This window comes from Streptomyces yerevanensis, assembly GCF_000716805.1.
In the GTDB taxonomy this organism is placed as follows: domain Bacteria; phylum Actinomycetota; class Actinomycetes; order Streptomycetales; family Streptomycetaceae; genus Streptomyces; species Streptomyces flaveus.
The window spans coordinates 15,044-36,629 of the sequence record NZ_JNWJ01000014.1 but is presented as its reverse complement, the minus strand read 5'-3'; the positions used below and the strand labels follow the sequence as shown (position 1 = coordinate 36,629).

Annotated in this window: 17 protein-coding genes; 8 read left to right on the top strand and 9 right to left on the bottom strand. The window is 68.8% G+C overall.

The genetic code is table 11. The annotated features are described in order from the left end of the window. The first annotated feature begins 67 nt into the window (after window positions 1-67). Window positions 68-403 carry an ankyrin repeat domain-containing protein gene (locus OP79_RS16485; protein WP_033321172.1) on the top strand — a complete coding sequence of 112 codons (336 nt, stop codon included), beginning with the start codon at window positions 68-70 and terminating at the stop codon, window positions 401-403. A gap of 247 nt (window positions 404-650) precedes the next feature. On the opposite strand, the gene OP79_RS16480 is transcribed toward OP79_RS16485, so the two are convergent. Together OP79_RS16480 and OP79_RS16475 are read right to left on the bottom strand one after the other, a co-directional pair. Then, entirely contained in the window at window positions 651-857 is a 207-nt protein-coding gene (locus OP79_RS16480; protein ID WP_033320976.1) for a DUF397 domain-containing protein, read from the bottom strand. A gap of 5 nt (window positions 858-862) precedes the next feature. Then, window positions 863-1,741, bottom strand: coding sequence for a helix-turn-helix domain-containing protein (locus OP79_RS16475; RefSeq protein WP_033320975.1), 879 nt, complete (start codon window positions 1,739-1,741; stop codon window positions 863-865). Between the two features lie 286 nt (window positions 1,742-2,027). Between OP79_RS16475 and OP79_RS16470 the strand changes: the two genes are divergently transcribed. Beyond that, window positions 2,028-2,468 carry an ATP-binding protein gene (locus OP79_RS16470; RefSeq protein ID WP_033320974.1) on the top strand — a complete coding sequence of 147 codons (441 nt, stop codon included), beginning with the start codon at window positions 2,028-2,030 and terminating at the stop codon, window positions 2,466-2,468. Between the two features lie 71 nt (window positions 2,469-2,539). On the opposite strand, the gene OP79_RS16465 is transcribed toward OP79_RS16470, so the two are convergent. After that, a complete protein-coding gene (locus tag OP79_RS16465) occupies window positions 2,540-3,028 on the bottom strand; it encodes a GNAT family N-acetyltransferase (protein ID WP_033320973.1) in 489 nt (162 codons plus the stop codon). Then, entirely contained in the window at window positions 3,021-3,437 is a 417-nt protein-coding gene (locus OP79_RS55280) for a hypothetical protein (RefSeq protein WP_157857322.1), read from the bottom strand. The genes OP79_RS16465 and OP79_RS55280 overlap by 8 nt, the downstream gene beginning before the upstream one ends. Window positions 3,438-3,694: 257 nt before the next feature. Here OP79_RS55280 and OP79_RS55275 point away from each other — a divergent pair, with 257 nt between their 5' ends. Beyond that, entirely contained in the window at window positions 3,695-4,066 is a 372-nt protein-coding gene (locus OP79_RS55275; protein WP_157857321.1) for a DUF6188 family protein, read from the top strand. 194 nt (window positions 4,067-4,260) lie between these two features. On the opposite strand, the gene glgP is transcribed toward OP79_RS55275, so the two are convergent. Then, window positions 4,261-6,885: an alpha-glucan family phosphorylase gene (glgP, locus tag OP79_RS16460; RefSeq protein ID WP_033320972.1), complete on the bottom strand. Its 2,625-nt coding sequence runs from the start codon at window positions 6,883-6,885 to the stop codon at window positions 4,261-4,263. Between the two features lie 433 nt (window positions 6,886-7,318). On the opposite strand from glgP, the gene OP79_RS16455 reads away from it, so the two are divergent. The 5 genes from OP79_RS16455 to glgB all read left to right on the top strand — a co-directional run bounded on the left by OP79_RS16455 (window position 7,319) and on the right by glgB (window position 16,802). Continuing rightward, window positions 7,319-8,518, top strand: a complete 1,200-nt coding sequence (locus OP79_RS16455; protein ID WP_033320971.1) for a S8 family peptidase — start codon at window positions 7,319-7,321, stop codon at window positions 8,516-8,518. A gap of 203 nt (window positions 8,519-8,721) precedes the next feature. Then, on the top strand, window positions 8,722-11,106 hold the full coding sequence (locus tag OP79_RS16450; RefSeq protein WP_033320970.1) for an alpha-1,4-glucan--maltose-1-phosphate maltosyltransferase: 2,385 nt from the start codon (window positions 8,722-8,724) through the stop codon (window positions 11,104-11,106). Then, window positions 11,103-12,803 (top strand): maltose alpha-D-glucosyltransferase, encoded by a 1,701-nt coding sequence (gene treS / locus OP79_RS16445; protein ID WP_033320969.1) that lies wholly within the window; start codon window positions 11,103-11,105, stop codon window positions 12,801-12,803. The genes OP79_RS16450 and treS overlap by 4 nt, the downstream gene beginning before the upstream one ends. 194 nt (window positions 12,804-12,997) lie before the next feature. Beyond that, window positions 12,998-14,395: a maltokinase N-terminal cap-like domain-containing protein gene (locus OP79_RS16440; RefSeq protein ID WP_033320968.1), complete on the top strand. Its 1,398-nt coding sequence runs from the start codon at window positions 12,998-13,000 to the stop codon at window positions 14,393-14,395. Window positions 14,396-14,489: 94 nt separating this feature from the next. Continuing rightward, on the top strand, window positions 14,490-16,802 hold the full coding sequence (gene glgB / locus OP79_RS16435; RefSeq protein ID WP_078491843.1) for a 1,4-alpha-glucan branching enzyme: 2,313 nt from the start codon (window positions 14,490-14,492) through the stop codon (window positions 16,800-16,802). Window positions 16,803-16,821: 19 nt separating this feature from the next. On the opposite strand, the gene OP79_RS16430 is transcribed toward glgB, so the two are convergent. From OP79_RS16430 to OP79_RS16415, 4 genes are all read right to left on the bottom strand, one after another. Beyond that, window positions 16,822-18,255, bottom strand: coding sequence for a cytochrome P450 family protein (locus OP79_RS16430; RefSeq protein WP_033320967.1), 1,434 nt, complete (start codon window positions 18,253-18,255; stop codon window positions 16,822-16,824). 121 nt (window positions 18,256-18,376) lie between these two features. After that, window positions 18,377-20,635: a HelD family protein gene (locus tag OP79_RS16425; RefSeq protein WP_033320966.1), complete on the bottom strand. Its 2,259-nt coding sequence runs from the start codon at window positions 20,633-20,635 to the stop codon at window positions 18,377-18,379. 161 nt (window positions 20,636-20,796) lie between these two features. After that, window positions 20,797-21,129: a thioredoxin gene (gene trxA, locus OP79_RS16420; protein ID WP_033320965.1), complete on the bottom strand. Its 333-nt coding sequence runs from the start codon at window positions 21,127-21,129 to the stop codon at window positions 20,797-20,799. Continuing rightward, window positions 21,126-21,554, bottom strand: a complete 429-nt coding sequence (locus tag OP79_RS16415) for a MerR family transcriptional regulator (protein WP_033320964.1) — start codon at window positions 21,552-21,554, stop codon at window positions 21,126-21,128. The genes trxA and OP79_RS16415 overlap by 4 nt, the downstream gene beginning before the upstream one ends. Between the last annotated feature and the right edge of the window lie 32 nt (window positions 21,555-21,586).

The following is a 21,586-nucleotide window of genomic DNA, read 5'->3' as shown; positions in this document are numbered from 1 at the left end:
GCCGCAAATTGGCTGACGGTGCTGAAATTCGCTGGTGGACGTGGTGCGGCGACAGTTGAATGTCTCCGTGCACGACTACTGGACGCCAGCTCATCATGCGGTCGAGCACGAGGACGCAGAGACGTTGGCCCAGCTCCTGGCCGCCGGGGCGGATCCCAACGAGGTGTTCGCCAACATGACGCTGCTGACGCATGCCATCGATGCGGAGGGCGACGGCGCCTTGCAGAGTGGCCGCCCCCTGACCGTGTACACCACAGCAGTGCTGCTTGCTTTCGGCGCCGATCCGGAACTCTCGGATCCCGATGGGCACACGCCTATGCACATGGCTACGGACTACGGCCATGACCTGGCGGTGAACCTGCTGCGGGAGCACATCGGCAGGCGAGCCACCGACAACAGCTGAGGATGCAGGGATCAGCGAGGGCCGGGGGCTCGCAGAAAGCGTGAACACACAGGGTGAGTATGCCCTTCAGGCTCTCAAACGAGCGATGCGTGAACATCACGAGGAGAAGTGCTCACGCCTGGGGCCAGTACCCCCTGGGGCCACCCCGCGACCGCTGCCCCATCGCCGCGCCCGCCTCCGCAACACCGCGTCTGAGACACCACCCCGCCGTAGACCCGACGTCGAGTTGTCGCCCGTCGGGCTCGTCTCACGCGAGGGCGCGTACGAAGGCCCGGAACACCGCAGGACCTATCAGCAGTACGGGCCCGTCCGGTGCCTTGGAGTCGCGAACGGCCACGCCTGCGCAGGCGGTCGAGGTGAGGTCGGCGACCTCGACGCAATTCCCCCCTTGGTCGTTGCTGTAGCTGGAGGTGAACCAGCGAGCTTCGGTCAGTTCGGGTGCCGGGATGTGCATGGGGATCAGAACTCCTTGAGGGCGTTGTGGATCAGGTTCAGGGACTCGCGGTGTCCTGGAGCGGTTGCCTGGAGGTCGCTGAAGGCTTCCTCGTATCGCTCGACGTCGTCCTCCTTGCGGGTAACGCCGGCGGCGGCCAGGTTCTCCAGGTACACGATCGGTTTCAGCGGTTCCCTGAAGTGCAGGACGGCGAAGGAGCCGTTCATCCCTGGATGGGCGCCGGCCGCGAAGGGCACGACCTGGACCCGTACGTTCGGCAGCCCATCGGCCAGCTCGGCGATGTGCTCCAGCTGCCCCCGCATGACCTGCCCGTTCCCCACTCGCCGCCGCAGGACGGACTCGTTCACGATCGCGGTGAGCTTCAGCGGGGACTGCGTGCGCCGCAGCACCTCCTGGCGGGTCAGCCGTACTTCGACAAGCCGGTCGATCTCGTCGGGCCCGAGTCCGGCCATGGCACGCTCGTGGATGACCCGCACGTACGCTTCGGTCTGCAGCAGTCCCGGCACGAACTCCGCTTCGTACGTGCGAAGTTGGGTGGCGATCGCTTCCAAGCCCAGGAACGCCTTGAAGCCGGGCGGGATGACGGGCCGGTAGAGCGGCGACTGCCACCAGTCCTTCTTGGTCTTGGTGACCACGGCGTACCCCTCGAGCACCGCCCGTTCTTCGGGCGAGGCACTGTAGAGGTCGCACAGCGCTATGACGTCCGAGGGTGCGACAACGCCGTTGTCCCCGGTCTCCAGTCGCGTGAGCTTGGACGGCGCCCAGTAGAGCCGTCGCGCCACCTGCGCAGCCGTCAGGCCCTTGTCCGTGCGCAACCGCCGTAGTTCGACGCCGAGTTGGAGTCGGCACAGAGCGGGCGTAGCTGACTCGATGGCTTCGTTCAATGCGTCCTCCTGCGGCAGCGACTTCGAGGGATCCGAGGAACGTTGCGCGCCGACGGCACGCCTTGCCCAGGGAGTCGGAGCCTTCGTCGATTCTGCCAACACAACTGCCAGGGAGGGGCGTTGTTTCGCGAAATCTAGTCAGCAGAATTCTGCGAAACGCGTTCTGCAGACGACTCTCTGGCGTCACGCTGTCCCTGAACCGCTACGCAGGGTGTCTGCTGACGCACCTGCGGTGACCTCAATCATGCGCACCTCGTGCACGAGGGCGCTCCGGGAAGGGCACGAGATGAGCACAGCCGAGCCGACGACGACCACCACCGCCACACCCCCGCAGAACGAATGGACCCTGAGCTATCCCATGCTCCCCGCCACCGTGCGCTTGGCTCGTCTCCACACACGACGCCGGCTGACGCTCTGGAACTGGGAAGGAGACACCGAAGACGCCGTACTGATCACATCGGAACTCGTGGCCAACGCCGTACGCCACGCCAGGTGCCCCGGGCATGAACTGTGGCTACGTCTGACGCACTTGTCAGACGGCTCACTGCTGATCGAGGTCTCGGACCCGGTCCCGCAGTTCCCGAACTTCACCGAGGCGGCACCACAGGAGGTGGCAGAGGAGCAAGGACGGGGCCTGGGCATCGTGCGAGCGCTGACCACGGAACTCACCTGGCGTCCGCGCCGGCACATTGGCAAGACGGTCCGCGCCCGCGTGGTCGCCGAATAAGGCATCCGCTGGGGCGGACACCCCCACTCAGCCGCAGCATGACCGGGCCCGGTGATCCGCCCCGTCACTTCTCAGCGATTACCGACCCGGCTTGGTGCCAGCTCGGCGATGACCTCATCACCATCAACTGCTCCCGTCGGCACGAAACCCAGCGATGTGTAGAGCCGTCCGGCAACGGCGTTGTCCGGCTGATATGCCAGCCGGATCGTCCAGCAGCCCTCCTGCGCCGCCAACCAGCCCGTCATGGTCAGCAGAAGGGCGCGGCCGAGGCCCTTGCCCTGCTCGGCGCCATCGATCAGCATTCCCCCGATCCAGTGCGAGCCGTCCTCGTCCAGACCCCACATGACGTGTCCGACGGCCGCGTCGTCTGCGTAGACCGCCAGCGAGTTCCAGCTGTCCTCACGCATCGACAGCAAGAGGTAGCGGGCTGCCATCGCGGGGACATGACTTCGCTGCTCGTCGAGAGGCACGATGTCAGCGACCGCGCGCCAGTTCTCATCGCCCACCTCCCGTAAGGTGACGCGCCGTCCGGTCCGGTCGAAAAATCCGTGGTCAATCATCCGATGAGACTACTGCTCGCAGTTCAGTGACCCGGTGAACAATGCCGGTCACAGCATTAGCGAGCTCGTTGTTCTCCTCGATCTCCCAGCGGACCCCGGCCCTCACGATCGCCTCGGTGACCGGGCCGACGGTCAGATGCGAGGTTGCCTCGGCGAAGCGGGCCGCGTTGGCGTCGAAGACGCACGGGGGCGGATGCGCGTGCAGCCGGGGCGGCCCTGCATCGCCATGACGGCAAGGCGCCATATGCGAGCTGAGGCGGGCGCACGCCATGTCGGAGCGGCTTCCGCCAGGCCAACGCGAGTACGGCCGCGGGTGACAGCAGGGAAAGCCGGTGTCCACCGGGTCGGTGCGTGTCAGGCTGGCGGCATGACGGCTGATGTACTGCGTTTGACCGCCGCGATTACCCACGAGGCGGGTGGTACGTAGCCCGCTGCGTCCAGGTCGAGGTCACCTCGCAGGGCAAGACCATCGAGGAGTCTCTGGAAAGCCTGCGCGAGGCGCGGGAACTCTACTTCAAGGATGCCCCCGCTCCCGAGGTCACCGATGTGATCGTGACCGGCCGATCTGGCTCGACGGAAATCCTGCTCAAAATCGGCTACCTATATCCGGTTGAATCCTAATGACGCATATCCACTACATATCCACTTTCCGGTCAGGCGGTCGACATGAAACTGAACCTTCGGGGTGAAGCAGTTATCCGCGTCTGTTTCGACGCGGCTCTCACAATCCTGACCAGCGGTGAATGTGAGCTGCGCGTCGAGGGCGAGGCGGTTCTTCAAGTCCCGGACGGGGATCGCGTGTCTTTCGATCCGTGTACCCCGGACATTGTGGCTCCGCATCTCGTCCGGCTGGCCCGTGACGTTATCTCTGAGGCAGAGGTGGGAAAAGCCGGAGAACTCGTGATCGGGTTCGAGAGCGGCGTGAAACTGACTGTTCAGCCCGATGACGACTATGAGGCCTGGGGACTTGTCGGGTCGAAGAGAAGGCGGGTGATCTGCACGCCCGGAGGGGAGATTGCAGTGTGGAGTGGGGAGTGAGGGCACGCAGGGGCCGGGAAACTCCCAATGCTGTCGGCGAAGCATCCCCGGGCAGGCGGTTGGTCCGGGAAATGTGACAGTTACGCCGGCAAGTGTCACATTTCCCGGACCGCCTACCTGGGTCCCGCAGCGTCAGCCGCCACGCCGCACGGCACGCCGGCCGGCCGCTCAACCACAAGCCGGAGCGCGCCCGTTCACCGCAGCAGAACCCCCGCCGCCTCCACCAACTCCTCCGAAGGAACCGCCACCAGCCCCAACTCCGCGCTCGACGCCAGCAGTCGGTGCGTGGGCAGGATGCGGACCGTGTAGCCGAAGGGGCCGGTGCGGTCCAGGGACAGCGGGCCCTCGTAGAGCCAGCGGCCCTCCTGGTCCGGGCCGCCCGCCGGTTTCAGGGGGACCGCCGTGCCGTCGGTGATGCGGTCCTCCGAGTCGACTCGGCCCGAGACCGCCTGGACCTCGACATCGTCGGGGACCAGGTCGCCCAGGCCCACGCGGACCCGTAGCGACATGGTCGTGCCGAGCTCCGCCGTCGTCGTGGCCGCCGATGTCTCCACGTGGTCGACCGTGACCCGTGGCCACGCCGTGCGGACGCGGGACTTCCAGGTCGCCAGCTCGCGGGCGGAGGAGGTGTCCATGGAGCGGTGGGCGCGGGCCGCGGGGGCGTAGAGGCGTTCCACGTACTCGCGGACCATGCGGCCCGCCAGGACCTTCGGGCCCAGCAGCGTCAGCGTCTGGCGGACCATCTCGATCCAGCGGTCGGGGAGGCCGCCGGGGCCGCGGTCGTAGAAGCGGGGGGCCACGCGCTGCTCCAGGAGGTCGTACAGCGCCGAGGCCTCCAGGTCGTCGCGGCGGTCGTCGTCCGTCGCCGTACCGTCCGCCGTGGGGATCGCCCAGCCGAAGTCCGGCTGGAACCATTCGTCCCACCAGCCGTCCAGGACCGACAGGTTCAGACAGCCGTTCAGCGCCGCCTTCATGCCGGATGTGCCACAGGCCTCCAGGGGGCGGAGCGGGTTGTTGAGCCAGATGTCGCAGCCGGGGTAGAGCTTCTGGGCCATCGCCATGCCGTAGTCGGGGAGGAACACGATCCGGTGGCGTACGCGCGGGTCGTCCGCGAAGCGCACCAGTTCCTGGATGAGGCGCTTGCCGCCGTCGTCCGCCGGGTGCGCCTTGCCCGCCACCACGATCTGCACCGGCCGCTCGGGATGCAGCAGCATGTCCATCAGCCGGTCGCGGTCGCGCAGCATCAGCGTCAGGCGCTTGTAGGACGGGACGCGGCGCGCGAAGCCGATGGTCAGTACGTCCGGGTCCAGTACGCCGTCGATCCAGCCGAGTTCGGCGGTGCCGGCGCCGCGCTGGCGCCAGGACGCGTTCAGCCGCTCCCGTACCTCTGTGACCAACTGTTCGCGCAGTACCCGGCGCAGTTCCCAGATGTCCTGGTCGGGGATCTCGGCCACGGCGTCCCAGCGGTCCGAGGCGCCGACCGTCATGGCGTCCTCCATCCGCTGCGCGCCGATCTGGCGGGCGCCGAGCCGGAGGACCTCGGGCGCCACCCAGGTGGGGGCGTGCACGCCGTTCGTCACGGAGGTGATCGGCACCTCGTCGGAGTCGAAGCCCGGCCAGAGCCCGGAGAACATCTCCCGGCTGACGTGCCCGTGCAGCAACGACACCCCGTTGGCCCGCTGGCCGAGCCGCAGGCCCATCACCGCCATGTTGAAGAGGTTGGGCTCGCCGCCTGGGTACGTCTCCATCCCGAGCTGGAGGATCCGCTCCACCTCGATCCGCGGGAGCTCCGCTTCCGGGCCGAAGTGCCGGGCCACCAGCTCCCGGTCGAAGCGGTCGATTCCGGCGGGTACGGGGGTGTGGGTCGTGAAGACGGTTCCGGCGCGGACCGCCTCCAGCGCGGCGTCGAAGTCCAGGTCCTCGTAAGAGAGTTCGTGAATACGTTCAAGACCGAGGAATCCCGCATGCCCCTCGTTCGTATGGAAGACCTCCGGCCGCGCGTGCCCGGTCAGCCGGCAGTACGTACGCACCGCACGCACCCCGCCGATCCCCAGCAGCATCTCCTGGAGCAGCCGGTGCTCGCTGCCGCCCCCGTACAGGCGGTCCGTCACGCCCCGCTCGCCGAGATCGTTCTCCTCCACGTCCGAGTCGAGCAGCAGCAGCGGGACCCGGCCGACCTGTGCCAGCCAGATGCGGGCATGGAGCGACTTCTCGCCAGGCAGGGCCAGGGAGACCTGGGAGGGTGTGCCGTCCTCCTCGCGCAGGAGCGAGAGCGGGAGTTCGTTCGGGTCGAGGACCGGATAGTGCTCCTGCTGCCAGCCGTCCCGCGACAGTGTCTGCCGGAAGTAACCGTGCCGGTAGAGCAGTCCTACACCGATCAGGGGTACGCCGAGATCGCTGGCCGCCTTGAGATGGTCCCCGGCGAGGATGCCGAGGCCGCCGGAGTACTGGGGCAGCGCGGCCGTGATGCCGAACTCGGGTGAGAAGTAGGCGATGGCGGCGGGCAGTTCGGACAACTGGGCCTGGGACTGGTACCAGCGGTCGCCGGTCACGTAGTCGTTCAGGTCGTCGGCCGCCGCGGCGAGCCGCCGCAGGAAGCGCCGGTCCTCGGCCAGCTCGGTGAGCCGTCCGGGTGAGACGTTCCCCAGAAGGCGTACGGGATCGGATTCGGAGGCGGCCCAGCGCTCGGGATCCACGGACTGGAAGAGATCACGGGTCTCGGCATGCCAGGACCAGCGCAGATTACGCGCCAGATCGCTGAGCGGGTGAAGGGCTTCGGGGAGTACGGGACGCACGGTGAACCTGCGGATGGCCTTCACGAGCTTCCACCTTCACGGGGGCATACGCGGCAGCGGCACGCACACGCTTACGTATGCGCGACCTTTGTCACCCATGACGGTAGCGGCGACTGCCTCCGGCAACCACGGCGCGGTTCGCTCCGCGGGTTGGGCGGTTCTTCGTCTGCGGGTTGGTGGGGGCTGGTCGCGCAGTTCCCCGCGCCCCTATCGGGGCGCTCCTCTGCGGCGGAGTTGCATATGTCACCGCCCGGCAGCACACCGCACAAAACCCGGCTTGAAATCGCCGCAACCTTCACACGTACACCACGCGAGATATGGCCGATTCCGCCACTCCCTGCGGCCTTGTGGGGCTTCACACCGCACGAGAGGCTGCCAACGGCGATCCGACCTGCACCTGTCAGGGCGCACGTAACTGCGGTCGGAGTACGCCGAGTTGAGGAGGGGAACTCACACCATGGCAGTGACGTACAAAAGGCGTCTGTCCTGGGCGGGAGGCCTCACCGCGGTCATCACGGCCGCGGTGCTTTCGGCCACCACCCTGCCCGCGCAGGCCGCCCCACTGGGGCAGATACTCGGCGCCGGCGCCCCCGGCTCCGTCAGTGACAGCTACATCGTCACGCTCAAGGGCGGAACGAAGGCCCCGTCGAACGCGGGCAAGGATCTCGTCGCCACGTACGGGGCGAAAATCAGCCACACCTACAGCACCGCGATCAATGGCTATGCGGTGAAGGTCGACGAGCAACAGGCCAAGCGCCTCGCCGCCGACTCACGTGTGGCCTCGGTCACGCAGAACACCAGAGTCAGCATCGATCACCAGCAGAAGAACCCGCCGTGGGGCCTCGACCGCATCGACCAGCCGAACCTGCCGCTGGACAAGAGCTACACGTGGCCGGAGTCCGCGGGCCAGGGGGTGACGGCGTACGTCATCGACACCGGGATCCGGACCACGCACCAGGACTTCGGCGGCCGGGCGAGCTCCGGCTGGGACTTCGTCGACAACGACGCCACCGCGCAGGACGGCCAGGGCCACGGCACGCATGTGGCGGGCACGATCGCCGGCACGACGTACGGCGTCGCGAAGAAGGCCAAGGTCGTCGGGGTCCGCGTACTCGACAACGAAGGTTCGGGCACCACCGCCCAGGTGATCGCGGGCATCGACTGGGTGACCAAGAACGCCCAGAAGCCCGCGGTGGCCAATATGAGCCTGGGCGGCTTCGCGAACGCTCAACTCGACGCCGCCGTCCGCAACTCCATCGCGTCCGGCGTCACCTACGCGGTCGCGGCCGGCAACGACGGCCTTCCGGCGAGCCTGTACTCGCCGGCCCGGGTCGCGGAGGCGGTCACGGTCGGCGCGAGCGACGCGGCGGACGCACGGGCGAGCTTCTCGAACTGGGGCAGTCGGCTCGATCTGTTCGCACCCGGCGTGGACGTCACCTCCGCGTCGAACGCGAGCGACACCGCGAACGCCACCTTCTCCGGTACGTCGATGGCGTCGCCCCATACCGCGGGCGCGGCGGCGCTCTACCTGGCCGATCACGCCACGGCGAGTCCCGCCGACGTGAGCAAGGCTCTTGTCGCGCAGGCGGCGTCCGGGAAGATATCCAACCCGGGCCTCGGCTCACCGAACAAGCTCTTGCAGGTCAGCAACCCCTAAGTAGTTGCGCGTTTACAGACCGGCCCCGTCCGTGGAGTATCACTGGACGGGGCCGGTCTTGTGTGCGGAGATACGCGCGAGTAGTTAACAACGTGCCGGATTGCCCACCCGATTAGGGTGGGAAGGCTCCCCGGTACGCCCTGCAGGACCCACCTCCCCACACCCCCATCCGCCCGCCCACGTTGACGCGGACAGGAGCGGTCATGCCCGCCACGCACCACTCGTCATCACCACCGACACACAGCACCAGCACACCCCCCGAACGCGGGGCGAAAGCCGGCCCGCCGGAACAGGCGACGGCCGAACAGCCGCAGCAGGCGGCAGCCGAGAAACCCGAACAGCCGACGGCCAAAAGGGCCAAAGCCGCTCCCGCGAAGACGGCGAAGGCCTCAGCCGCGAAGAAGGCAGCGGCCACACCGGCGAAGGCGGCCAAGGCCACGCCTTCGAAGACCGCGAAGGCTGCGAAGACCAAGAAGGCCGCGAAGCCCACGAAGGCTGCGAAGGCCACACCGGCGAAGACCGCGGCGCCGAAACCCGAGTCGCCACCGGCCGAACCCCCGGACGCCGTGACCGCGCCACCGGACGGCGACGCCCTCATCGGGCGTATCCCCGTCCTGGACGTCCGCCCCCTCGTCGCGTGCGGGCGGCGCCCCGCCAAGGCCGTGGCGGGCGAGGCGTTCGAGATCTCGGCGACGGTGTTCCGGGAGGGCCACGACGCGGTGGCCGCCAACGTCGTACTGCGGGACCCGGAGGGCAACTCCGGGCCCTGGACCCCCATGCGGGAGCTGGTCCCCGGTACGGACCGCTGGGGCGCCACCGTCTCCGTACCGAAGGAGGGCCGCTGGACCTACACCGTGGAGGCCTGGGGCGATCCGGTCACCACCTGGCGCCATCACGCGCAGATCAAGATCCCGGCGGGGATGGACACGGAGATGGTCCTGGAGGAGGGCGCGCTGCTGTACGAGCGTGCCGCGGCCGGCGTGCCGAAGAGCAGGGGCCGCCGTGACACGATCCTCGCCGCCGCCGACGCCCTGCGCGACACCGCCCGCCCCGCCGCGGCCCGCCTCGCCGCCGCCCTCACTCCGGACGTGGACCACGTCCTCGCCCGCCATCCGCTGCGCGAATTCGTCTCGTCCTCCGAGCAGTTGCCGTTGTTGGTGGAGCGGGAGCGGGCGTTGTACGGCTCGTGGTACGAGTTCTTCCCGCGTTCGGAGGGCGCCATCGTCGAGACCGGCAAGCCGACGGTCAGCGGCACCTTCCAGACCGCGGCACGCAGGCTGCCGGCGATCGCCGCGATGGGCTTCGACGTGGTCTACCTGCCGCCCGTCCACCCGATCGGCAGCACCTTCCGCAAGGGCCCCAACAACACCCTGAACGCGGGCCCGCACGACGTGGGCGTCCCGTGGGCGATCGGCTCCCCGGCCGGCGGCCACGATGCCGTCCACCCCGACCTGGGCACCCTGGACGACTTCGACGCGTTCGTGGCACGGGCCGGCGAGCTGGGCCTGGAGATCGCGCTGGACTTCGCACTGCAGTGCTCCCCGGACCACCCCTGGGTGGACAAACACCCCCAGTGGTTCAACCACCGCCCGGACGGCAGCATCGCGTACGCGGAGAACCCGCCGAAGAAATACCAGGACATCTACCCCATCGCCTTCGACGCCGACATGGACGGCCTGATCGCGGAGACGCTGCGGGTGCTGCGGTTCTGGATGGCGCACGGGGTGCGGATCTTCCGGGTGGACAATCCGCACACCAAGCCGGTCGTCTTCTGGGAGCGGGTGCTGGCCGACATCAACCGCACCGACCCGGATGTGATCTTCCTTGCGGAGGCGTTCACCAGGCCGCCGATGATGCACACCCTGGCCCAGATCGGCTTCCAGCAGTCATACACGTACTTCACCTGGCGCAATACCAAGCAGGAGCTGACCGACTACCTCACCGAGCTGTCCGGCGAGGCAGCGAGCTATATGCGGCCGAACTTCTTCGTGAACACCCCGGACATCCTGCACGAGTATCTGCAGCACGGCGGCAGGCCGGCGTTCGAGGTGCGGGCAGTGCTGGCCGCCACGCTGTCGCCGACGTGGGGGGTCTACAGCGGGTTCGAGCTGTGTGAGAACGCCCCGGTGCGGCCGGGCAGCGAAGAATACCTGAACTCGGAGAAGTACCAACTCCGTCCGCGAGATTGGGAGTTGGCCGAGCGGGAGGGCCGTAGCATCTCCCCCCTCATCACCCGGCTCAACGAGATCCGGCGGAACAGCCCGGCCCTGCGCCAGCTGCGGGATCTCCATTTCCACCAGGCGGACCAGGAGGCGGTGCTGGTGTTCAGCAAACGGGCGGGGACGGACACCGTGCTCGTGGTGGCCAACCTGGATCCGCACCACACCCAGGAGGCCACGGTCTCGTTGGACATGCCGCGACTCGGCCTGGACTGGCACGAGACCGTGCCGGTGCGCGACGAGCTCACCGGCGCCACCTACCACTGGGGCAGGGCCAACTATGTGCGCCTCGAGCCCGGCAGGCAGCCGGCGCACATCTTCAAGGTCCTGCGACCGTCCTCACCGATCGGAGGGTCACCCACACCATGATCGTCAACGAGCCCGTTCAGGACACCTTCGAAGACACCCCCGCCAAGGACCGCGATCCGGACTGGTTCAAACGCGCGGTGTTCTACGAAGTCCTCGTCCGCTCCTTCCAGGACAGCAACGGCGACGGCATCGGCGACCTCAAAGGCCTCACCGCCAAGCTCGACTACCTGCAGTGGCTCGGCGTCGACTGCCTGTGGCTACCGCCGTTCTTCAAATCGCCCCTGCGCGACGGCGGCTACGACGTCTCCGACTACACGGCCGTCCTGCCCGACTTCGGGGACCTGGCGGACTTCGTCGAATTCGTCGACGCGGCCCATCAGCGGGGCATGCGCGTGATCATCGACTTCGTCATGAACCACACCAGCGACCAGCACCCGTGGTTCCAGGAGTCGAGGAGCAATCCCGACGGCCCCTACGGCGACTACTACGTGTGGGCCGACGACGACAAGCAGTACCAGGACGCCCGGATCATCTTCGTCGACACCGAGGCCTCCAACTGGACCTTCGACCCGGTCCGCAAGCAGTACTACTGGCACCGCTTCTTCTCCCACCAGCCGGACCTCAACTACGAGAACCCGGCCGTGCAGGAGGAGATGATCTCCGCGCTGCGGTTCTGGCTGGACCTGGGCATCGACGGCTTCCGCCTCGACGCGGTGCCCTACCTCTACCAGGAGGAGGGCACCAACTGCGAGAACCTCCCGCAGACCCACGAGTTCCTCAAGCGGGTCCGCAAGGAGATCGACGAGCACTACCCGGACACGGTGGTGCTGGCGGAGGCCAACCAGTGGCCCGAGGACGTGGTCGACTACTTCGGCGACTACAGCGTCGGCGGCGACGAATGCCACATGGCCTTCCACTTCCCCGTCATGCCGCGGATCTTCATGGCGGTGCGACGGGAATCCCGCTACCCGGTCTCCGAGATCCTGGCCAAGACCCCGGCCATCCCGTCCGGCTGCCAGTGGGGCATCTTCCTGCGCAACCACGACGAACTCACCCTGGAGATGGTCACCGACGAAGAACGCGACTACATGTGGGCCGAATACGCCAAGGACCCCCGCATGCGCGCCAACATCGGTATCCGCCGCCGGCTGGCCACCCTGCTGGACAACGACCGCAACCAGATCGAACTGTTCACCGCGCTGCTGCTGTCGCTGCCCGGCTCGCCGATCCTGTACTACGGCGACGAGATCGGCATGGGCGACAACATCTGGCTCGGCGACCGCGACGCGGTACGCACCCCCATGCAGTGGACCCCGGACCGCAACGCCGGCTTCAGCTCCTGCGACCCCGGACGGCTGTACCTGCCCACGATCATGGACCCGGTCTACGGCTACCAGGTCACCAACGTCGAGGCCTCCATGAGCAGCCCCTCGTCGCTGCTGCACTGGACCCGCCGCATGATCGAGATCCGCAAGCAGAACCCCGCCTTCGGCCTGGGCTCCTACACCGAACTGCCCTCCACCAACCCGGCCGTCATCGCCTTCCTGCGCGAGTACAAGGACGACCTGGTGCTGTGCGTGCACAACTTCTCCCGCTTCGCCCAGCCCACCGAACTCGACCTGCAGACCTTCAACGGCCGCCACCCCGTCGAACTCATCGGCGGCGTCCGTTTCCCCGCCATCGGTGACCTGCCCTATCTCCTCACCCTCGCGGGACACGGCTTCTATTGGTTCCGCCTTCGCAAGGACATGGCGTAGAAACAGAGGGCGTAGACAGTTGGCCTCGCGCCCCGCGAGGACTCCGCCATCGGAGTCCGCGAGGGGCGCGAGGATCTGCGCAAAAACGACAGGCGGGGGCGGTTTTCCCCGCCCCGCCCTGGGCACGCATCAGTAACACCCCGCCCACCGGTGCGCCCCGGACGCGAACCGAAATGGGGAAAGGACGCGACGCCATGTCGGAAACCGTCACCAGCCCCGTCACCACAAGCCAGGGCCTCCTCGCGTCCCTCGATCCACTGTTGCGCGAGTGGCTGCCGAGGCAGCGGTGGTTCGCGGGCAAAGGGCGCCCGGTGACCGGTTTCTCGCTGGTCGCGGCGGTCGAGCTGCTGCCGTGGAACGCGAAGCTGGGGCTGCTGCATCTGCTCGTACGGGCCCATCAGCCGCTCTCCGCCGCGCCCGGCGCGCTGTCGCATCCCGGCGACTGCTACCAGCTGCTGATCGGTGTGCGCGAGACGCTCCCGCCACGGCTGGCGCCCGCGCTGATCGGCCATCCCGAAAAGGGGCCACTGGCCGGGCGGACGGTGTACGAGGCGCTGCACGACCCGCGCGCCGCCGATCTGCTCCTGGAGGCGCTGCGGTCGAGGACGCAGGTCGGCGCGCTGCGCTTCGAGCGCGACACCCGGCAGGAGCTCCGGGAGGACCTGGTGCCCCGGGTGGTGACGGCCGAGCAGTCGAATTCCTCGATCATCTATGGAGATACGTTCATTCTGAAGCTGCTGCGCCGGATCCTGCCGGGCGTCAACCCCGATCTGGAGCTGCCGCTGGCGCTGGCCCGCGAGCACTGCCCGCGGGTGCCCGCCCCGGCCGGCTGGATGGTCGGGGACCTGGACGGCGACACGTACGTCCTGGGTGTGCTGCAGCGCTTTGTGCGCGGGGCCACGGACGGCTGGGACCTGGCGCTGCGCGAGCTGGCCAAGGGCGAGGACTTCACCGGCGAGGCGCGGGCGCTCGGTCGGGCCACCGCCGAGGTGCACACGGCGCTGGCCCGTGCGCTGCCGACGGTCACGCTGGGCCACACCCAGATGGACACCCTCGTCGACGGCATGATCGAGCGGCTGGATGCGGCGGTCCAGGCGGTGCCCGCGCTGCGTCCGTACGCACCAGGGCTGCGGTCCGCCTTCGACGCGCTCACCGAGCTGGCGGCGGAGGGCGAGACCTGGACCGCGCAGCGGATACACGGCGATCTGCATCTCGGGCAGTGCCTGCAGGACCCGGCCGGAGACTGGTCGCTGATCGACTTCGAGGGCGAGCCGTCGAAGCCGCTCGCCGAGCGCCGGATGCCCCAGCCGACCGCGCGGGACATCGCGGGCATGCTCCGGTCCTTCGACTACGCGGCGCACTCCCATGAACCACTCGTGCCCGACTGGGCCGATCGCTGCCGGGCCGCGTACTGCACGGGATACGCCGAGGTCAGCGGCCGTGACCCGCGCTCCGAGCCGGTACTGCTGCGTGCGTACGAGACGGACAAGGCGATCTACGAGGTCGTGTACGAGGCCCGGCACCGGCCCGACTGGCTGCCCGTACCGTTGGCCGCGGTGCAGCGCCTTTCCGGTGGCATTGCGGCATCCTGATCCTGCCCCACCTCACCCCGTCGAGGAGGCCCCACCTGTGACGTCCCGCCCGAACCCAGCCGCCCAGCAGCCGAAGAGTACGAAGGCCAAGGCCATGAACGAGGTACCCAAGCCAGGTGTCACTCCGGAGCCCCAGCCGGCTGAGGATGCGCGGCCCGCGGAGGCCGCGACCGGGCCGTCCGAGACGGCGGCCACGGTGGAGCCCGGTGCACAGGTGCGCCCCCTGGCCGTACTGGATCGCGGTGAACGGGAGCGGCTGCTGGGCGGGGCCCATCATGATCCGCATTCCGTGCTCGGGGCGCATCCGGTGCCGGACGGTGTGGTCTTCCGGGCGCTGCGGCCGTACGCGCGGTCCGTCACCGTGGTCGCGGAGGAGCTGCGGGTCGAGCTGCACGACGACGGGGACGGATTCTTCTCGGCCGTGCTGCCGCTGCGGGAGGTGCCGGCGTACCGGCTGGTGGTGGAGTACGAGGGGAGCGTCCAGGAGGTCGAGGACGCGTACCGTTTCCTGCCCGCCATCGGTGACCTCGATCTGCATCTGTTCGGTGAGGGGCGCCATGAGCAGTTGTGGAAGGCGCTCGGTGCTCAGCCGATGGAGCACCAGGGGGTGACCGGCACCCGCTTCACGGTCTGGGCGCCGAACGCGCGCGGGGTGCGGCTGGCCGGATCGTTCAACTTCTGGGACGCCACGGCGTATCCGATGCGGTCGCTCGGCTCCTCCGGGGTGTGGGAGCTGTTCGTGCCGGGGCTCGGCGAGGGCGAGCTGTACAAGTTCGAGATCATGCGGCCGGACGGTTCCAGGACCCAGCGGGCGGATCCGATGGCGCGGCGTACCGAGGTTCCGCCCAAGACGTCCTCCGTCGTGACCGCCTCGCACCACGAGTGGCAGGACGAGGCGTGGATGTCCCAGCGGGCGGAAAAGCCCGCCCATGAGGCGCCGATGTCGGTGTACGAGGTCCATCTCGCGTCCTGGCGCCCCGGGCTGACGTACCGCCAGCTGGCCGAGCAGCTCCCCGCCTACGTCCTGGACCTGGGCTTCACTCACGTCGAGCTGATGCCGGTCGCCGAACACCCCTTCGGCGGCTCCTGGGGCTACCAGGTCACCGGCTTCTACGCACCCACCGCCCGCCTCGGCACCCCCGACGACTTCAAGCACCTCGTCGACTCACTGCACCAGGCCGGCATCGGCGTGATCATGGACTGGGTGCCCGCGCACTTCCCGCGCGACGACTGGGCGCTGGCCGAGTTCGACGGCCGCCCGCTGTACGAGCACGAGGACCCGCTCCGGGCCGCGCACCCCGACTGGGGAACCCTGGAGTTCGACTACGGCCGCAAGGAGGTCCGCAACTTCCTGGTCGCCAACGCCGTGTACTGGTGCGAGGAGTTCCACATCGACGGACTGCGGGTCGATGCCGTGGCCTCGATGCTCTACCTCGACTACTCCCGCGAACCCGGCCAGTGGACCCCGAACGTGCACGGCGGACGCGAGAACCTCGACGCGGTCGCCTTCCTGCAGGAGATGAACGCGACGGTGTACCGGCGCGAGCCCGGCGTCGTCACCATCGCCGAGGAGTCCACCGCCTGGGACGGCGTCACGCGCGCCACCCACCACATCGGCCCCGGCGGCTTCGGTGGTCTGGGCTTCGGCCTGAAGTGGAACATGGGCTGGATGCACGACTCGCTCGACTACGTCGCGAAGGAGCCCGTGCACCGGAAGTACCACCACGGCGAGATGACGTTCTCGATGGTGTACGCGTACAGCGAGAACTACGTCCTGCCGATCTCGCACGACGAAGTGGTGCACGGCAAGCGGTCGCTGGTGTCGAAGATGCCGGGTGACTGGTGGCAGCAGCGGGCGAACCACCGTGCGTATCTGGGCTTCATGTGGGCGCATCCCGGGAAACAACTCCTCTTCATGGGGCAGGAGTTCGCACAAGGGACGGAGTGGTCGGAGAGCCACGGGCCGGACTGGTGGCTGCTGGATCCGGCATACGGCGCGGAGGCGGACCACCGGGGCGTACGCGACCTGGTGAGCAGCCTGAACTCCGTCTACCGGCAGACTCCGGCGCTCTGGGAGTGCGATACGGATCCCTCCGGGTTCTCGTGGGTCACGGGGGACGCGGCGGAGGACAACGTCTTCGCGTTCCTGCGCTTCGACGCGGCGGGCTCGCCGCTGCTGGCGGTGTCCCACTTCTCGCCGGTGGTCCGGCGCGACTACCAGCTGGGAGTCCCGGACGACATCCCCGCCTGGCACGAGGTGCTGAACACGGACTCCGCCCGCTACGGCGGCAGCGACGTCACCAACCCCGACCCCCTGAAGCCGGACGCCCAGGGGTGGCACGGGCGGCCGGCCAGCATCCGGCTTACATTGCCGCCGTTGGCCACGGTGTGGCTGCGGCCGGCGTAGGAGGGGTTGTTTCGCCCCCTCAACCCCCCTTGCGCGTGCCCCACATCAGATGCCGCAACGCCTGCAGCAGACCCCTCGCATGGCGCCTGGAGGCGTGCGAGGGATCCGGCCGCGGGGCTCCGTTCGCGGCAGCGCGCGCCGGACCCTGGCGAGCGGGATCGCCGGTAGTGGGATGGCCGGGGCCGAGTTCGTAGCGGACGGGGAGCAACCGCAGGCCCCGCACCACCGGCCCCGAGCGCCAGGGCAACTGGTCGGCGGGAAGCGTGAGTTCGACCTTGGTGAAGTGGTCGAAGACGCGGCCCACGGCCGTGGCCACCACCGTGCCCGCCAGCTCGCGGGCAGCGGTGGGGCACTGGTGCGGCCCCGCCCCCCACCCCAGATGCGCCCGCGTGCTCACCGTGGAGTCCACGAGGCTGGAGCCGATCGCCATCAGGTCCTGGTGGGCCGCCGCCACGGACGGCGAGACCACGTCGCCCGCCCGGATCCAGAAGTTGCCGAGGCGCACATCACGCGCCGCGAAGCGGAAGCACATGTTGGCCACGGGTGAGTTGGCCAGCGCGGCCCGGTTGATGGTCTCGCCGATCTGCCCGGCCGACAGGCTCCGCCGGACGGTGGCGTTGCCGCGCAGCACCTCCAGCAGCGTGTTGCACACCATGTTGCCGGTGATGTCGTTGAGGTACACCGCGTTCATGAACAGCTCCCGGCCGAGCTGCTCGTCGGACAGGGACGGATCGGCGAGGAGCATGTACGAGGTGAGGTCGTCGCCGGGCACGGCCCGCCGGTGCGCGGCCAGCCGGGTCATGGCCGCGAGCGCCCGCCCGGTGGCGGGCCCCGCGTCGGGCCCGCCGTCGAGCATCCGCCACATGTCTATGACCATCTCGTCCCCGAGTTCGACGGGGAAACCGAACAACCGGGTCGTGACCATCAGCAGCAGGGGCCTGGTGTACTGCGCGGCCAGGTCCATGAACCCCGCGGAACCGGACTCCGCCGCCAGCATGGCGACCAGTTCGTCCGCGTACGACACGACGGCCGACCGCAGCTCCCACCCCTGCGGCGTACGAGCGTCCTGGAACGGACCGAGCGCCGAGTGGTACGTCTGCCGCGCGGCCAGATGCTCCTCGTCGTCCATGAACATCGTCTGCCGGACCTCATAGCCCGCGAGCAGCGGCCAGTCCTGAGGCAGCCGCCCCTCAGCACGCGTCCGCCAGTACCGGATGTCCCGCCGCCACACGCTCTCCTGGCGGAGCACGTCCAGGACCTCGCGGTAGTCGAGGACCAGCCACACCGGTACGCCCATGAGACCGACCGGCGCCACCGGACCGTACATACGCCGCAGTTGCGCGTACACGCCGGCCGGGTCCGTGTCGAAGGCCGACGTCAGCAACGGCTCGACGCGCAACGACTCGAGTGAGGGCGCGTCGGCCGGAGCCGCGGCGAATGGTTGAGGGTTCATGCGACCACGCATACAGCACCGGACATGCACAAGCAGTGACCATGACGTCAACTGTTACGACTCGGTGATGCCTGCGGGAGCTGTGAAGTTGTGTTGAGACACCCGCAAAGCCCCGGTCCTCTCAGAAGGCCGTCGCCAGCGCCTGCGGCAGCTCCCCCGTGTGCACGATGCCCAGCGTCTGCGTGGCCCGGGTCAGCGCGACGTACAGATCGCTCGTGCCGTAGCGGGCAGGTTCGACCACCAGTACCGAGTCAAACTCCAGACCCTTGGCCTGGCGCGGGTCGAGGAGTACGACCGAGCGCGTCAGGTCGGGTTCCTTGCCCGCCGTGACGCCGTCAAGGCGCGTGGCCAGTGCACGGTGGAGATCGCGTGGCGCGATCACCGCCAACCGCCCCTCCTCCGGGGTCAGTTCCGCGACCGCCTTCGCCACGGCTCCCGGCAGGTCGTCCGTGGCCCGCGCCCAGGGCCGTACGCCCGTCGACCGCACCGAACTCGGCGGCTCGAAGCCGGGATGCTCGGCGCGCACCACGGCCGCCGCGACGTCCATGATCTCGGACGGGGTGCGGTAGTTGACGGCGAGGCGGGTGTGCTCCCAGCGGTCCTCGACGTACGGATGGAGGATGCCCGACCAGGAGCCGACGCCCGCCGCGTCCGCCGTCTGTGCCGGATCCCCGACCAGCGTCATCGAGCGCGTCGGACTGCGCCGCATCAGCAGCCGCCACGCCATCGGCGACAACTCCTGCGCCTCGTCCACGATGATGTGCCCGAACGCCCAGGTACGGTCGGCAGCGGCCCGCTCGGCGGCGCTGCGGTGGTCGTCCTCCTCGTGCCGCTCGGCCATCCGCTCGGCGTCGATGATGTCGTGCGCGGAGAGGACCTCGCCCGCCTCGGGGTCGTCCTCCTCCTTGTCCTCGAACTCGTACGTCCGTGAGGCGTACGAGATGTCCAGCACGGTCTGCGCGTACGCCACCTGCTCCTCGCGTTCCTTCTCGGCGGCGGCCCGCGCCAACCGGTCGTCCTCGCCGAGGAGTTCGGCGGCCTCGTCGAGGAGGGGGACGTCGGCGGTGGTCCAGGAGCGCGTCACCGGGCGCCGGACGGCGGCGGCGTCCGCCTCGGAGAGGTAGCCGTCGGGCTCGGCGAGGAAGTCGGCGACGAGCCGCTGCGGGGTGATCCGCGGCCACAACTGGTCGATGGCCGACCAGACTTCGGGGTTCTCGGCCAGCTCCTCGCGGATCTGCGTGATGTCGCTGGGGTCGAGCAGGTTCGTACCGTCGAAGGGGTCTGTGCCGATCCGCTCGGCGACCATGTCGGTGAGGGTGTTGAGGATGTGGCCCTCGAAGGGCTCGCGGGCGGCGTTGTGCGGCAGCTTCGCCTCGCGGGTGCGCTCGCGCGCGACGCGTACGAGATCGTCGTCGAGCATCAGGATGTCCCGGTCGTGCTCGATGGCGATCACCGGGTCGGGCAGGGCCTCGCGGTCGCGTACGACGGCGGCGAGGACGTCTGCCATGTCGGCGCGGCCCTTCACCGCGGCGGCCTCGGGGGTGTCGGTCGCGGTCGCCTTCACGCCGGGGTACAGCTCGCCGACGGTCGCGAGCAGGACGCCCGTCTCGCCGAGGGAGGGCAGGACCTCGCCGATGTAGCCGAGGAACGCCGGGTTCGGGCCGACGATCAGGACGGCCCGCCTGGCGAGCAGCTCCCGGTGCTCGTACAGGAGATACGCGGCGCGGTGCAGGGCCACGGCCGTCTTGCCGGTGCCAGGGCCGCCCTCCACGACCCGTACGCCGCGGTGCGGGGCGCGGATGATGCGGTCCTGCTCGGCCTGGATGGTCCGCACGATGTCGCCCATGCGTCCGGTGCGCGCGGAGTTGAGGGCGGCGAGCAGCACGGCGTCGCCCGTCGGGTCCTCGTGGCCGGTGCGTTCCTGGTCGCCCAGGTCGAGGATCTCGTCGTGCAGGGCGGTGACGGCGCGGCCCTCGGTGGTGATGTGCCGACGGCGGCGCAGATCCATGGGTGTATGGCCGGTGGCGAGGTAGAAGGGGCGGGCGACCGGGGCCCGCCAGTCGATCAGGATCGGGGTGTGCTCGGTGTTGTCGGCGCGGATTCCGATACGGCCGATGTGGTGGGTGGTTCCGTTGGTGAGGTCGATCCGGCCGAAGCAGAGGGAACCGTCCACCGCGTTCAGCGCGGCGAGCAGCCCCGACCGCTCGGCGACGAGGATGTCCCGCTCCAGGCGGGCCTGTTGCGGCGTGTGGCCCTGTGCGAGGGCGTCCGCCACGGAGGTCTCGGTGCCGCCGCGGAGGGCGTCGACGCGCGCGTACAACCCGTCGATGAATTCCTGCTCACGGCGGAATTCATCGTCCGGAAAATCGTTGTTTGACAATTCCACTCCCGGCCCGATATACTGTGCTTACTCAACTTCTTCGCGACCTAATTTCCGTGAAGTCGCGAACCATTAAATATACGCAAAGGAATCCCCCGCAGGCAATTGCCTGCGGGGGATTCCTTTGTATGTGGAGGTGCGCGTGGAGGTGTATGTGGAGGTCAGAGTACGTCGGACAGCTCCTCAAGCAGCCGCCGCTTCGACCTGGCTCCCACCATGGACTTCACCGGCTCGCCGCCCCGGAACACCATGAGCGTGGGCATCGACAGCACCCCGTACGCGTTCGTGATCTCCGGATTCGTGTCCACGTCCAGCTGGACCACCTTGAGCCGGTCGCCCTCCTCGGAGGCGACGGCGCTCAGTACCGGCGCGATCTGCCGGCACGGCGGACACCAGTCGGCCGTGAACTCCACCAGCACGGGCAGCTCTGCCCCGATCACCTCCGCCTCGAAGTCCGCGTCCGTCACCTCGGCCACGCCCGCTACCTTGATCACCGCGTCCGCCCTCCCAGTTCGCATACGGGTTCCGGGCCGCCCGGAACCTCCGCCCCGGCCGCCAGCTCCTCGCGCGCCTGCTCGGCCTTCGCCAACTGCGTACCGACCTGCGCCCGTACGGCCTGCAACTCGCCGATCAGCGCGTCGAGTTCGCCCAGTTTGCGCCGGTACACCGCCAGCGATGCCGGGCACAGGTCGCCCTCCGGGTGCCCGGCCCGCAGACACTCCACGAAGGGCCGTGTCTCCTCCAGCTCGAACCCGAAGTCCTGCAACGTCCTGATCTGCTCCAACAGCCGCAGATCGTGCTCGTCGTAGGTCCGGTACCCGTTGGATCCACGTCGCGCGGGCAGCAGCCCCCGCGACTCGTAGTACCGGAGGGTCCGCGTGGTGGTCCCTGCCCGCGCCGCCAGCTCGCCGATTCGCATGCTGCGACGGTAATCCTTGACGCCGACGTCAA